Source organism: Acidovorax sp. KPB24-03 (assembly GCF_057546605.1).
On record NZ_BAAJYR010000085.1, the window covers coordinates 1 to 14,042 of the forward strand.

Genomic DNA, 14,042 nt, shown 5'->3' on the forward strand with positions numbered 1-14,042 from the left:
CGATGCGGTCGGCCTCGCGCTCCATGTCGCGCGAGAAGTTCAGCTGGTTCTGCACCGCCACCGCCTGCCCGCCGATCATCAGCGCCTGGGCCGCATTCGGGCTCTTGCTGGCGGCCAGCGCGCCCAGCACCAGAGCCCCGAGCATCAGCGGCGTCTGCCGGTTCTGCTGCGTGATCAGGCGCGAGATGTGGCGCTGCGTGACGTGGCTCAGCTCGTGCGCCAGCACCGACGCCAGCTCGTCGCGCGTGGACACCACGCCGATCAGGCCCAGGTGCACGCCGAAATAGCCGCCCGGCAGCGCGAAGGCATTCACCGTGCGGTCCCGGCCCAGCAGGATCTCCCAGGCAAAGCGCTCGTCCAGTTCGGGGGACAGCTCCCCGCGCTCGCGCGCCGCCTTCACCAGGGGTTGGAAGATGCTGTCCACGTACTCGTTGAGCACCGCGTCGTCGATGTAATCCGGATCGCGGTACAGCTCGCGGATGATGCGGTCGCCGAGCTGGCGCTCCTGGGCGGTGGTGAGGTCGGAGCTGTCGCCCAGCGTGGGCAGGCCCGCTTGCGCATGCACGGCGGTCGTGCCGCACACACCGCTCACGATGAAAAGGGAAGCGGCCACCGCCTGACGCACAAGCACCAGAGGCCGTTTTCGATCAAATGGCACGCAAAGTCTCCTGCACTGATTCGGCCACGCCACCCCGGCCCTGGCCGCTACACATGACCGTATGATGCCCTGGCCCCCGAATGTTCCCTGCCGGCGAATGACCCGCGTGCAATCCCCAGTACTTGTATGAGCGATACCCCCACTCCCTCCAGCCTGACCCACTTCGACGCCCTGGGCCAGGCCCACATGGTCGATGTGGGCGCCAAGCCGGCCACGCACCGCGTTGCCGTCGCCACCGGCCGCATCGAGATGCAGGCGGAAACGCTCGCGCTCATCGGGTCCACGTCCACCAAGAAAGGGGACGTTCTAGGCGTGGCGCGGATCGCCGGCATCATGGCCGCCAAGAAGACCAGCGATCTGATCCCGCTGTGCCATCCGCTGGCCCTCACACGCGTTGCGCTGGAATTCGAGCTGCGCACTAATGAAAGCGCCGTGCTGTGCACGGCGACAGTAGAGACAGTGGGCGCAACCGGAGTGGAGATGGAGGCCCTCACTGCCGTCCAGGTGGCGCTCCTGACCATCTACGACATGTGCAAAGCGGCAGACAAGGATATGGTCATCGGGGGCGTCCGCCTACTGGAAAAGCGCGGCGGGAAGTCAGGCAGTTTCTTCGCTCCCGCCTCTCCATTCCGCTGAGTCCCGCGCCCGCAGGGGTCAAGGTGCCAGTGCCCCAGCGCGGCTTAAAGGGCAGGCCGCCTGCAGGGACCATTTTTCGATCTGCTCTTCTGCCTTGAAGACACCGAACCGCCCAAACATTACTTGATAGACCTTCCATTGCTCCGCCGCTTCCTGGCAGCGGTCCTTTCGGACCAAGGCAAGGTAATAGTGAAGGTGGGTGGAAAGCCATGGAAACCGCTCTGACAGCCGGCGTGCCAACTCCGGGGATTTGCCCGCATCAGAGGCCTGGGCGTCATTGCGCTGGCTTGCAATAAGTTCGCCATATTGAGTCAACAACTTGGGAGGCGAATGGTATGTATGGCGTTGTTCGGCACTGGTGATGAATTGATTTTCCACGCGCAATGCCCGGTAATCTTCTTCGATTTTTTGATACTCCACGGCGATGAATGCGCAAACCGCCAGGACAGCCAAAACCATCCCTTGGTAGATTCTTTTGGCACTCGTTGAAAACTCTTTTGCCCAGCCAATTTCCGCTTCCAGTGCGCCAGCGAAGAAACCTACCGCCAGAGAAAAATAGAGATAGGCGTATGGATACTCCAGCATGCTGTGCACCGCGATGGGCAAAATGATTGCCACACAGCACAGAGAATTCGCGCTGATTTTCTTGCCCAGCGCATCCACTGCCGTTCGTGCGCACCAGACTCCACCAGCAACGATCAGCAATCCTCCGAGCGGTATGCCGAACCACAGCAGCAGATCCAGCAGGAGGTTATGGGCATGGTCGATATTCAAGATCGACGAAAAAACAGAAGCAGCCGCAAAATGGCTCGCGCCCAAACGCAGCCAGCCAAAACCTAGCCAAGGTTCCTGCTGAAGCGACCACAGCATCTGCCTCCAAATTTCCAAGCGCCCGGTGGGATTCAACCCTATCCCCGTTCTCAATGCCGTCCCGCCAAACCAGGGCGCAATACGGTCCAGATGGATGTAGACGAGCAGGAACACGAGAAAACAGGGCAGCAACCACCAAAGGGTTTTTGAAAGCCCTGCGCGCCGGCCAAAAACTATCAGCAGCAAGCACAGGAGAGCCAGGCTAAGGGCACCCGTACGGGACTCCGACACTGCCAACGCGCAGCACAGCAAAAGCGCTGTCCCTACCAGCACCATACGGTTCACGGAACCTCGACCGTCCAGATAGACCAAGACAGCAATAGCCATGACCAGCAACGTCGCCAAATGGTTGGGCTGCCCGAAGTTGGCATAGGCGCGGCCTCCGCTTTCCAGCATCCAGAGGCCCAGGTTGACACCGGACCATTGCGCCAGACCGATCACCGCACTGATCACAGCCGCAACGAGAATGACCAGACACCATGAGCGGACCGAGTAGGTCAGGTCATGGTGGAGACTTGTGGAAGCAGCCTGCGCGCCCTGTTGAGCGGCCATTCCAAAAAGTACGGCGAAGAGTAGCCCTGCAGCCATGTCGTCCCGCGACAAGCCATGCATCGGGGCCTGCAGAAGAATGCAGATCACCCAGAGGAGCAGAAGTATCGCAATGCGCGGCGGAAATACCAGCAGATGCTTCCACGGCATCAAAAGAAATATTCCGACCACCATGAAGAACTCATGGTGGTAGGTGGTCCAGGGAGGAACTTGATCGGGGGCAATCCAGGCCAGTAACAGGCCCGCATGCCCCAAAATCACCCGCAGCGACTTCAAGGAAGACATCACGTAAAAAGAAAAACCTCCCCGAAGGGAGGTTTCTCATCGAATCAATTCGTTGATTACTTGCACGAGCCAGGCGCGTACTTCGCCATGTCGCCCGAGGAGGTGCAGCGCCATTCAGAAATCTGCACGCCGCGGTGCTGACCATTGGTCGAGGGAACCAAGGGCGTAGTGCTGTTGAGGTAAGGGGTCAGGGTCAAGGTACCGGTAGGCGCGTTCGTGGTGATACCAAGAGCGGTGAAGTTAGGCGTCACCGTGATCACGCCATCGGCCGTGGTCGTGATGCTCTGGACCATTTTGGTCGGGCCAGAACCAGCGGCGTTGGCGGTATTCGCTTCGCAACCCCAAGCATTGGTCGTCGAAGGAACAAAGTCAGAACGCATCGTTTGCACGGCTTCGCTGATGGTCGTGCGGCATTGCGAAGCAGCCAACACCACTTCAGCAGCACGTGCCTTGATGGTGTAGTCCTTGTAGGCCGGCAGGGCCACGGCAGCCAGAATACCGATAATCGCCACCACGATCATCAATTCAATCAGGGTGAAACCCTTTTGCAGATTGCGCTTCATAAATCTCTCCTAGGAGGTCGATTGCAAATAAAAACCTGCAGAAGAATTCTCCAGGTCCGCCATCAACTCAGCAGGTTCCATGCCAACGCGGCCCATCCGCCAAAACAGAGAAACCTCAGGGGAACAAAGCAGGGAACCCCATCTGAATCGCTCCATCCCTGGCACTTGTGACAAATTTGTCCACCACCCCTGTCACAAGCAGATGCGTGAGTTACGAATCTCGCCGCACCTCTAGCCGACTGATACCAACCCATCAGCCCTGAACGAACTCCATCTCCGTCCCTGCCAGCGCCAAGCGGTCCCCGCTCTTCAACAACACCGGTTCATCCGCCATCACGGCGCCATTCAACTGAGGCCGCTGCGCGCCTTCCACGTGCGACAGCACAAATCCATGGTGCCGCTTGGTGATCGACGCAACCGCCACACCCGGCTTGCCGATGGTGGTCACCACCTTGACCAGCGCCACCTCGCGCCCTGCAGCCGCCCCTGAGCAGACCCGGATGGACGCGCTCAAGACCGGAGCGGGCGTCGACCCGGCGGCGGACAGCGGGGCGGAACGGGAGGTCAAAGGCCGTGGCGGCACCATGCCGGGCTTGAACACCATGGTCTTTTCGAAGTTTTCGCCCTCGTTTTCCTGCAGGAAGCGGATCTTGTACTTGCCCACTTCCACCGTGTCCCCGTTGCGCAGCGGCTGGCGCTTGACGGGTTGCCCATTCACGTAGGTGCCGTTGGTGCTGCCGAGGTCCTCGATCTCCACCTCGTCGGGCGAGACATGGAGCACGGCGTGTTCGCCACTGACGGCCAGGTTGTCGATGACGATGTCGTTATAGGGGCGGCGGCCGAGGGTCGTACGCTCCTTCGTCAATTGGACTTCCTTGATGACGACTCCGTCGATCGACACGATCATTTTCGGCATGATCAATTCCTCATTCTTTCATTGCGATGGTCGGCCAGGTGGCTGATTCAACTTCAATCGGCACGCAAAAATCGCGACATCAAGCCGCGCTTCCTCTCAATGGATCCCGCCTGCACCAGCAGCACGCTGATGTTGTCGCGGCCGCCCCGGGCATTGGCGGCTTCGATCAGATGGGCGGCTTTGTCCTCCAGGGGTTCCTGTACCAGGGCCAGCGCTTGAATCTGATCGTCTTCGACCATGTCGGTCAAGCCATCCGAGCACATCACGAACAGATCCTGCGGCTCCACGGGAAACTCATTGATTTCGACCAGTACAGCACTTTCCACGCCAAGGGCCCGGGTGACCAGGTTGCGCTGCCCTGATATCGCCGCTTCTTGCGGCGTGAGGATGCCGGCATCCACCTGTTCCTGCAGCCAGGAGTGGTCGCGCGTGATCTGTCTGAGCACACCGCCGCGCAGGCAATAGCACCGTGAATCGCCGATGTGCCCGAGGATCAGGCGATCGCCCAGAAAAACGCCGACCACCACCGTGGTGCCCATGCCCGAATACTGCGGATGGGAGAGCGACGCATCGAAGATGGCGTGGTTGGCCCGCTCCACGCAGTCTTCCAGCGCTCGGCGCACTTCCGTCGACGCGGCACGGGGGCCGGCTTGCGCCAGCCACTGGGTCATTTCGTCGTGAATGAGGCTGGTGGCCATGCCGCTTGCGATTTCGCCCGCGTTGTACCCGCCCATGCCATCGGCGAGCACCGCCAGCTGCGCGCTGGCGTCCGCGATCACGGCGTCTTCATTGTTCGAGCGCACCCGGCCTTGGTCGGTGCGGGCGCAAAACTGATAGTTCAGCTTGATTCCCAAGGTCATGCTTCACCCGGCGCAGGGAGAAGCAAAGCTGCGCCAGCGGTGTGCGCAGTCCCTGTTGCAGTTTTTTGAAAATCCCCCATGTCGTGCCCTGTTGCGTCGCGTTCCGCATCATAGACGACGGACCCGCCGCCGAGAGGGCCTCGGGGTCGGCCGACCCCAAGTTTTCATCGGGCTACCGGAGGTACAACCGCATCAACCGGCCGCCGCCGAGTTTTGCTGCGCCCGCGCCTGCAGGAATTTTCCGGCGCCCACCACGAACAGGGCGCCCAAAGCGGCCGCCACATAGTGCAAGGAAGGATGGGCCAGGACAACATCGTGCAGCGATGCATCGCTGGCGATGGTCTCGCCCCCCACCCAGCCGATCAGGCCGGCTCCGAACAGAACGATGATGGGAAAGCGCTCCATGAGCTTGATCATGAGCGTGCTGCCAAAAATGACGAGCGGAATGCTGATGGCCAGGCCGAGGATCAACAGGACCATGTTGCCGTGGGCCGCGGCGGCCACGGCGATCACGTTGTCCAGGCTCATCACCAGATCGGCGATCAGGATGGTACGGACGGCCGCCATGAGCCCGCCGCCGGACTGGGAGCCTTCGCCGTCTTCGTCGCTGTCGGTCATCAGCTGCAGGCCGATCCACAGCAGCAGGCAGCCGCCGATGATCTGCAGGAAAGACAGCTCCAGCAGCTTGGCGGCCACCACGGTCAGCACGATGCGCAGCACCACGGCGGCGCCTGAGCCCCAGAAAATGGCTTTCTTCTGCTGATGCGGGGGGAGCGAGCGCGCGGCCAGTGCGATGACCACGGCGTTGTCGCCGGACAGGATGATGTTGATCCAGACGATCTTGACGAGGCCGATCCAGAAGTCGGCCGTGTGCAGGAATTCCATGCGAGGTATCTCCGTGTTATGAATGAAAGAGGCGCCCGAAACCAGGGTTTCGGGCGCCTCTTCTTTTATGGGAGAGCGCAGTTTATCGGGGCTGCAAACCCCTTTCGTCCGTAGTTTTGCTTACGGATTACTTCAGCTGCGCCTTGAGCAGCTTGCCGAGCTCGGAAGGATTGCGGGTGATGATGAAGCCCGACTCTTCCATGATGGCGAGCTTGGCATCGGCCGTGTCGGCACCGCCGGAGATCAGCGCGCCCGCGTGGCCCATGCGCTTGCCGGGAGGCGCGGTCACGCCGGCGATGAAGCCCACGATCGGCTTCTTCATGTTGGCCTTGCACCATTGGGCGGCTTCCGCTTCGTCCGGGCCACCGATTTCGCCGATCATGATGACGGCATCGGTGTCGGGATCGTCGTTGAAGGCCTTCATCACGTCGATGTGCTTGAGGCCGTTGATGGGGTCGCCACCAATGCCCACGGCGCTCGACTGGCCCAGGCCCACTTCCGTCAGCATGGCCACGGCTTCGTACGTCAGCGTGCCGGAACGGCTCACCACGCCGATGCGGCCCTTGCGGTGGATGTGGCCGGGCATGATGCCGATCTTGATTTCGTCAGGCGTGATCAGGCCGGGGCAGTTGGGGCCCAGCAGCAGCGTCTTCTTGCCGCCGGCGGCTTCCTTGGCCTTCATCTTGTTGCGCACTTCAAGCATGTCGCGCACCGGAATGCCTTCGGTGATGCAGATAGCCAGGTCCAGATCGGCTTCCACGGCTTCCCAGATGGCAGCGGCGGCGCCTGCGGGCGGCACGTAGATCACCGACACGGTGGCGCCGGTCTGCGATGCGGCTTCCTTGACGGAGGCGTAGATCGGAATATTGAAGATCGACTCGCCAGCCTTCTTCGGGTTCACGCCTGCCACGAAGGCGTTCTTGCCGTTCGCGTATTCCTGGCACTTTTCGGTGTGGAACTGGCCGGTCTTGCCCGTGATGCCCTGGGTGATGACCTTGGTGTCTTTGTTGATGTAGATCGACATGTGTGTTCTCCGGGCTTACTTGACGGCAGCAACGATCTTGGTCGCAGCTTCGGCCATGGTGTCTGCGGCGATGATGGGCAGGCCGGATTCGGCCAGCATCTTCTTGCCCAGCTCTTCGTTGGTGCCCTTCATGCGCACGACCAGCGGCACGTTCAGGTTCACGGCCTTGCAGGCGGTGATGACGCCGGTGGCGATGGTGTCGCACTTCATGATGCCGCCGAAGATGTTGACCAGGATGCCTTCGACCTTGGGGTTCTTCAGCATGATCTTGAAGGCTTCGGTGACCTTCTCGGGGGTGGCACCGCCGCCCACGTCCAGGAAGTTGGCCGGCTCGCCGCCGAACAGCTTGATGGTGTCCATGGTGGCCATGGCCAGGCCGGCGCCGTTCACCAGGCAGCCGATGTTGCCGTCCAGGCTGATGTAGGCCAGGTCGAACTTGGAGGCTTCCACTTCGGCCGGATCTTCTTCGTCAAGATCGCGGTAGGCCACGATTTCAGGATGGCGGAACAGCGCGTTGGCGTCGAAGTTGAACTTGGCGTCCAGCGCCATCAGGTTGCCCTTGGAGTCGCAGTTCAGCGGGTTGATTTCCACCAGCGAAGCGTCCGTCTCCATGTAGCACTTGTAGATCTTGGCGAAGATGTCCACGGCCTGGTCGATGGACGCGCCGGTCAGGCCGATGGCTGCAGCCACCTTCTTGCTCTGCTCGGCGGTGATGCCGGTCAGGGGATCGATCATCTCGGTGATGATCTTCTCGGGCGTGGAGTGCGCCACTTCCTCGATGTCCATGCCGCCTTCGCTGGAAGCGATCAAGGCCACCTTCTGCGTGCCGCGGTCGGTCACCAGCGAGACATACAGTTCGTTCTTGATGTCGGCGCCGTCTTCGATGTACAGGCGGCGGACCTTCTGGCCTTCGGGGCCGGTCTGGTGCGTCTTGAGCTGCATGCCCAGGATTTCGCCCGAGATGCGCTTGACATCGTCGATGGTCTTGGCGACCTTCACGCCGCCGCCCTTGCCACGGCCACCGGCGTGGATCTGGGCCTTGACCACCCACACGGGGCCGCCGAGCTTCTGGGCAGCCTCCACGGCTTCCTGCACCGTGAAAGCAGGGATGCCGCGCGGAACGGGCACACCAAAATTGCGCAAGATTTCCTTGCCTTGGTATTCGTGAATCTTCATGAGGTCTCTCTCAGGGAAGGATGTTGGTAACCCGTTTGCCATGAGCAGATGTCTGGCCGCGGGCGGGTGACATGGCAACCGGCGACTGTATCATGCTGCGATGCACCATCCCCTTGCGGATGTCACGTACCACGGCGGGCCGCCACGGCCATCTTTTGCAGGAGCATTCCATGTCCAAAGTCTTCATCGACGGCGAAGCCGGCACCACGGGCCTGCAGATCCGCGAGCGCCTGCAGGCGATGCCGCAGGTGCAGGTGGTCAGCATCGCGCCCGAGCGGCGCAAGGACCCGGCCGCCAAGCGCGAACTGATCGCCGGCGTGGACCTGGTGATCCTGTGCCTGCACGACGATGCCGCCCGCGAGACCGTGGCCATGGTGGACGAGATCGAAAAGGCCAGTGGCCGCCGCATCAAGGTGATCGACGCCAGCACGGCGCACCGCACGGTGGCGGGCTGGGTGTTCGGCTTTCCCGAACTGGCCGCGGGCCAGAGCGATGCCGTGGCATCAGCCACGCGGGTGGCCAACCCCGGTTGCTATGCCACCGGGGCGATCGCGCTGCTGCGCCCGCTGGTGGAGGCCGGCCTGGTGCCGGTCGATTTCCCGCTGGCCCTGCCTTCGGTGAGCGGTTACTCGGGCGGCGGCCGCACGATGATCGAGGCCTACGAGCAAAACGCCGCCCCGGCCTTCGAGTTGTATGCCCTGGGCCTGTCGCACAAGCACCTGCCCGAGATCATGAAGTACACCGGCCTGACCCGCCGGCCGATCTTCGTGCCGGCCGTGGGCAACTTCCAGCAAGGCATGCTGGTGCAGCTGCCGCTGCACCTGGACCTGCTGCCCGGCGCGCCCAAGGCGGCCGACCTGCACGACGCCCTGGTCGCGCACTACGCCAAGAGCAACACGCCGGACCAGTGGGTGAAGGTGCTGCCGCCGACGGACGACGGCAAGCTCGACGCCCTGGCGCTCAACGACACCAACCAGCTCGAACTGCGCGTGTTCGCCAATGAAAACTACCGCCACGCGGTGCTGGTGGCCCGCCTGGACAATCTCGGCAAGGGCGCCAGCGGCGCGGCGGTGCAGAACCTGAAGCTGATGCTGGGCCTGTGATGGGCCGTGGCGTGATGGGCGGAGGCGCCGCCACCGCGATGCCGTGCGCCCGGCCTCAGGCCCGCCCCATGCGCTGAAAGAGCCCGCCGGGCAGGCGGGCCACCTGCCCTTCCAGTTCCAGTTCGAGCAAGGCGACCTGCAGCGACGCGGCATCCATGCCGGTGCGCGCCACCAGCGCATCGAGGCCGGTCGGGTCGAACCCCAGCGCCTGCAGCAGTGGCGCGTGCTCTCCCGCCGGCAACCCCTCGCTGCTGTCGCCATCGCCATTGCTGCGCGGCAAGGGCGCCTGCGATGCGGGCGCGGCCCGCGGTGCCTCTGAGGGCGCCAAGCGCAATTCTTCCAGCACGTCCTGCGCGGACTCGACCAGTTTGGCCCCCTGCCGGATCAGCGCATGGCAGCCCCGGGACTGCGGCGCGTGGATGGAGCCGGGAATGGCGAACACCTCCCGCCCCTGCTCGGCGGCCAGCCGGGCGGTGATCAGCGAGCCCGAGGCCAGCGCCGCCTCCACCACCAGCGTGCCTTGCGACAGCCCGGCGATGATGCGGTTGCGCTTGGGGAAATTGCCCGCCAGCGGCGGCGTGCCCAGCGGGTATTCGCTCACCAGCACGCCGTTTTGCGCGATGCGGTGGGCGAGGTCCAGGTTCTTGCGCGGGTAAACGCGGTCCAGCCCGGTGCCCACCACGGCGAGGGTCGCGGGCAGGTCGTCGGCACCGTCCACCCCGCCGTCCAGCGCCCCTTCGTGCGCCGCGGCATCCACGCCCAGCGCCAGGCCGGAGACGATGCACAGGCGGGCGCTGCGCAGCGCCCGCGCGAACTGCCGAGCATGGTCGGCGCCCTGTGCCGTGGGATTGCGGCTGCCCACGATGGCGATGCAACGCTCGGTCGTCCAGGGTGTCGTCTGCGCCAGGAACCGGGGTGCCCCCATGAGGTAGAGCATGAGGGGCGGGTCTTCGGTGGCCAGCAGGCCCGGCGGATAGGCCGGATCGCCCAGCGTGACGATCTGGCGGGCGGGCTGGCCCGGCGCCGCACCGTTCAGCCACTGCCACGTGGTCTCGACCAGCGCCTCGAGCGTGGGCGGCACGGTGCCCAGGGCCCGCGCCTGGGCGGGCGTGGCACAGGCCTGCAGCGCCGCTGGCGATGCGGTGAACAGGTTCTGCGGCAGCCCGAACGCGGCCAGCAGCCGGCGCGCGGCCCCATTGCCGACGCCGGGTGTGAGCGCCAGCCGCAGCCAGGCGGCCAATTCGTCCCGATCCATGGAGGTCAAAGCAGGCATCCCGAGGCCAAGGGGCGCCCGCCAAGGCGCCCCTGGAGAGGGCCGCAGGGCTTACTGCGGATTGACGAGGCGGTCGCCGACCCGCACGCCCTGCTGCACCTGCAGCAGCAGCACGTAGGAGACGCGATCGAACGTGCGGAACACCATGCCCACGCCGTTGGCCTCGCTCGGCAGCTTGATCATGGCCTTGTTCTCGTCGGTCTTGTCCTTGATGCGCTCGCCCTTGGTGAGCAGCGTGAGGACATGGCCGGCCTCGATCCCGTCGCGGGTGCCGCGGTTGATGGCGATCACCTGGTTCTGCGCGGCATAGGCCACGGCCGAGCTGCCATACAGCGACACGACGCGCGCATCCACCGGGGCCTGCGGCGCGCGCGGCGTGTAGCTGGCGTAGCCGCGCGCGGGGGCAGGCAGCAGGCGGTCGCCGGCGCGCATTTCTTCCTTGGCGCTGCTCAGGTCCACGGTGGCGGGCACCACGTCGAGCGTGACTTCGCCCTTGGGATCGCGCGTTTCCTCGGTGGTTTCGCCGCGCACCAGTTCGGCCTTGCCGACGTACTGGGCTTCGTAGCCCAGGATCTCGCCGGACTCGGGGTCCTTCATGGGGATGGCATTGCGGAACACGCGGTACTGGCGCGGCACGCCGGGCCCCAGGCGCAGCGGATTGCCGGTGGCGCCGCGCACGTAGGCCCGGTCGCCGCTGGCCATGAGCACGCGTTCATCGACGGTGGCGACGATGCGCGGGGCCTGCTGCAGCGTGAGCTCGTCCACCACCAGCGGCTCGACGAGGAACGGCTCGATCAGGTGGGGCTGCAGGGTGGGCAGCGCGGTGCCGGCCAGGCTGTCGGTGCGGGTGCGGGGCGAGACGCGCACCGTGTCATTGGGCACCTGGCCCGACGGGCTGGTGCGCAGGCGGGCATAGCCGTCCACCTTTTCCAGGTACAGCGTCTGGCCGGGGAAGATGAGGTGCGGATTGGGGATGGCCTGCAGGTTCATGCCCCAGAGTTCGGGCCAGCGCCAGGCGCGCTGCAGGTACATGCCCGAGATGCCCCAGAGGGTGTCGCCGCGCTTGACCACATAGGTGTCCGGCGCGTTGGCGGCCAGTTCCGACATCGGCACGCCCCGGGAGGCCACCTGCTGGGCGGTGGCCCGCTGATCGGTGGTGACAGGGTAGTTCTGGGCATGCGCGGGGCCGGTCAGCAGGGCTGCGGCCAGAAAAGCCAGCGCTCCCAGCGCCGCGGGCCGCAAGCCTGTGGATGCCGTCATGTTGTTCCTCTTGTCATGCATTGCGAAACGCCCCTCGCTGGCGCCAGCGCGTGTTTGTCGGTTACAAAACCCGCCGGTTGATACGTTACAAATCTTCTCGGATTCTCAGCCCAAGCCCTTGATTGGGCAACGATTATTGCGGCGGCCGGCGGCTGCCCTCATCAAAAGTGGCGAAAATAGCGACATCTTTCCGGGTTCGCCATGGCCATTCTTCCTATTCTCTGTTACCCCGATCCCCGCCTGCACACGGTGGCCAAGCCGGTCCAGGCCGTGGACGACCGCGTGCGCGCCCTGCTGGACGACATGGCGGCCACGATGTACGACGCCAACGGCATCGGCCTGGCGGCCACGCAGGTGGACGTGCACGAGCGCATCGTGGTCATCGACGTCTCCGAGGACCACGACCAGCCCCAGGTCTTCATCAATCCCGAGATCATCTGGGCCAGCGAGGAAAAGACCGTGGGCGAGGAAGGCTGCCTGTCGGTCCCCGGCATCTACGACGGCGTGGCGCGCTCCACCGCGGTCCACGTGCGGGCGCTGGACGCCCAGGGCCAGTCCCGCGTGGTCGAGGCCGAGGGCCTGCTGGCGGTGTGCATCCAGCACGAGATGGACCACCTGCTGGGCAAGGTGTTCGTCGAGTACCTCTCGCCCCTCAAACGCAACCGCATCAAGACCAAGATGCTCAAGCAGCAACGTGAGGCACGATCATGATCGCCTGGCGCTCCCTTTCCTTTTCCTCCCTGGCGCGCGGCATGGCCGCCATCGGCTTGGCGGCCGTGCTCACCGCGTGCGCGTCGCCCGACTTCGTCAAGCCCGGCGCCTCGCGCGCCGAGGTGCTGCAGAACCTGGGCCCGCCGGTGTCCGTCACGCCGTTGCCCGGTGGCGGCGAGCGGCTGCTGTACACCACCCAGCCCGCGGGCCGGCAGGTGTACCACATGGACTTCGATGCGGGCGGCCGCCTCGTGCGCACCGACCAGGTGCTCACCTTCAACAACCTGGCCGGCATTCCGGCCGGCTGGACGGTGGACGACGTGCGCCGCACCTTCGGCCCGCCGATGCGCGTGGAGCAGGTGGCGCGCTTCGACGGCGACATCTGGACCTACCGCTTCCGCGACGACCTGGGCACCCGGCGCTTCGGCCATGTGCACATCGACCCGCGCGGCGTGGTGGTGAAGGTGATGTTCACGGACGAGCCCGATCCCCGCGATCTGCTGGGATTCTGACGCCGCGACCGCCTTCATGAAGATCGTCTTTGCCGGCACGCCCGACTTCGCCCGCGTCGCCCTCCAGCGCCTGCTGGACGCCGGCTTCACCGTCCCCCTCGTCCTGACCCAGCCCGACCGCCCCGCCGGCCGGGGCATGAAGCTGCAGGCCTCGCCCGTCAAGCAATGCGCGCTGGAGCACGGCATCGCCGTGGCGCAGCCGCGCAGCCTGCGCCTGGACGGCAAGTACCCCGAGGACGCGGCCGCCGCGCGCGATGCGCTGGTCGCCGCCGGGGCCGATGCCATGGTGGTGGCCGCCTACGGGCTGATCCTGCCGCAGTGGGTGCTGGACGGGATGAGCGCCGCCCGGCCGCCCGAAGGCGCGAAGGCCCCCTCGGGGGGCAGCGAGCCACGCGCAGCGGGGAGCGTGGGGGCCCGCGGACTGGGTTGCCTGAACATCCACGCCAGCCTGCTGCCGCGCTGGCGCGGCGCCGCGCCCATCCACCGAGCGATCGAGGCGGGCGATGCCGAGACGGGCGTGACCATCATGCAGATGGATGCCGGCCTGGACACGGGCGACATGCTGCTCATCGAAAAGACCGCCATCGGCCCGCGCGACACGACGGCCACGCTGCACGACCGGCTGGCCGACCTGGGCGGCCGCATGGTCGTCGAGGCGCTGCAGCGCGCCGCCCGCGGCGGCCTGGCCGCCACGCCCCAGCCCGCCGAGGGCGTGACCTACGCGCACAAGATCGAGAAGGCCGAGAGCGCCATCGACTGGG

Annotated in this window: 15 protein-coding genes; 5 read left to right on the forward strand and 10 right to left on the reverse strand. The window is 64.9% G+C overall.

The features are described 5' to 3' along the window. On the reverse strand, positions 1-613 hold a 613-nt coding region (locus AC27KI_RS11710), incomplete at its 3' end, for a M48 family metalloprotease (protein ID WP_487113932.1). A 171-nt stretch (positions 614-784) separates the two neighbouring features. On the opposite strand from AC27KI_RS11710, the gene moaC reads away from it, so the two are divergent. Beyond that, positions 785-1,294, forward strand: a complete 510-nt coding sequence (gene moaC, locus AC27KI_RS11715) for a cyclic pyranopterin monophosphate synthase MoaC (protein WP_284424496.1) — start codon at positions 785-787, stop codon at positions 1,292-1,294. 18 nt (positions 1,295-1,312) lie between these two features. On the opposite strand, the gene AC27KI_RS11720 is transcribed toward moaC, so the two are convergent. The 7 genes from AC27KI_RS11720 to sucC form a co-directional block, all read right to left on the reverse strand. Continuing rightward, positions 1,313-2,989 (reverse strand): PglL family O-oligosaccharyltransferase, encoded by a 1,677-nt coding sequence (locus AC27KI_RS11720; protein ID WP_487113934.1) that lies wholly within the window; start codon positions 2,987-2,989, stop codon positions 1,313-1,315. A 65-nt stretch (positions 2,990-3,054) separates the two neighbouring features. Then, positions 3,055-3,561, reverse strand: a complete 507-nt coding sequence (locus AC27KI_RS11725; protein ID WP_487113936.1) for a pilin — start codon at positions 3,559-3,561, stop codon at positions 3,055-3,057. Positions 3,562-3,814: 253 nt separating this feature from the next. Continuing rightward, complete coding sequence (locus AC27KI_RS11730; protein WP_284400623.1) at positions 3,815-4,477, reverse strand: FHA domain-containing protein; 663 nt, start codon at positions 4,475-4,477, stop codon at positions 3,815-3,817. Between the two features lie 53 nt (positions 4,478-4,530). Next, positions 4,531-5,337 (reverse strand): Stp1/IreP family PP2C-type Ser/Thr phosphatase, encoded by an 807-nt coding sequence (locus tag AC27KI_RS11735; protein ID WP_487113938.1) that lies wholly within the window; start codon positions 5,335-5,337, stop codon positions 4,531-4,533. A 192-nt stretch (positions 5,338-5,529) separates the two neighbouring features. Continuing rightward, positions 5,530-6,222, reverse strand: a complete 693-nt coding sequence (locus AC27KI_RS11740) for a TerC family protein (protein ID WP_284400617.1) — start codon at positions 6,220-6,222, stop codon at positions 5,530-5,532. 127 nt (positions 6,223-6,349) lie between these two features. Beyond that, positions 6,350-7,246: a succinate--CoA ligase subunit alpha gene (gene sucD, locus AC27KI_RS11745; protein ID WP_092742583.1), complete on the reverse strand. Its 897-nt coding sequence runs from the start codon at positions 7,244-7,246 to the stop codon at positions 6,350-6,352. A gap of 15 nt (positions 7,247-7,261) precedes the next feature. Next, on the reverse strand, positions 7,262-8,422 hold the full coding sequence (gene sucC / locus AC27KI_RS11750) for an ADP-forming succinate--CoA ligase subunit beta (protein ID WP_272566514.1): 1,161 nt from the start codon (positions 8,420-8,422) through the stop codon (positions 7,262-7,264). Positions 8,423-8,592: 170 nt separating this feature from the next. On the opposite strand from sucC, the gene argC reads away from it, so the two are divergent. After that, positions 8,593-9,525, forward strand: coding sequence for an N-acetyl-gamma-glutamyl-phosphate reductase (argC, locus tag AC27KI_RS11755; RefSeq protein WP_284430613.1), 933 nt, complete (start codon positions 8,593-8,595; stop codon positions 9,523-9,525). A 55-nt stretch (positions 9,526-9,580) separates the two neighbouring features. Here the strand turns inward: argC and dprA are convergent, their stop codons facing one another. Beyond that, entirely contained in the window at positions 9,581-10,780 is a 1,200-nt protein-coding gene (gene dprA / locus AC27KI_RS11760) for a DNA-processing protein DprA (RefSeq protein WP_487113945.1), read from the reverse strand. A gap of 69 nt (positions 10,781-10,849) precedes the next feature. Continuing rightward, the gene (locus AC27KI_RS11765; protein ID WP_487113941.1) at positions 10,850-12,058 is read right to left on the reverse strand and encodes a LysM peptidoglycan-binding domain-containing protein; all 1,209 of its coding nucleotides are present in this window, start codon (positions 12,056-12,058) and stop codon (positions 10,850-10,852) included. Between the two features lie 201 nt (positions 12,059-12,259). Between AC27KI_RS11765 and def the strand changes: the two genes are divergently transcribed. The 3 genes from def to AC27KI_RS11780 form a co-directional block, all read left to right on the forward strand. Beyond that, positions 12,260-12,769 (forward strand): peptide deformylase, encoded by a 510-nt coding sequence (def, locus tag AC27KI_RS11770; protein WP_284406528.1) that lies wholly within the window; start codon positions 12,260-12,262, stop codon positions 12,767-12,769. After that, a complete protein-coding gene (locus AC27KI_RS11775) occupies positions 12,766-13,281 on the forward strand; it encodes a hypothetical protein (protein ID WP_284409787.1) in 516 nt (171 codons plus the stop codon). Before def ends, AC27KI_RS11775 begins: the two co-directional genes overlap by 4 nt. 16 nt (positions 13,282-13,297) lie before the next feature. After that, positions 13,298-14,042: methionyl-tRNA formyltransferase (locus AC27KI_RS11780; protein ID WP_487113943.1), on the forward strand; the 745-nt coding region annotated here is incomplete at its 3' end.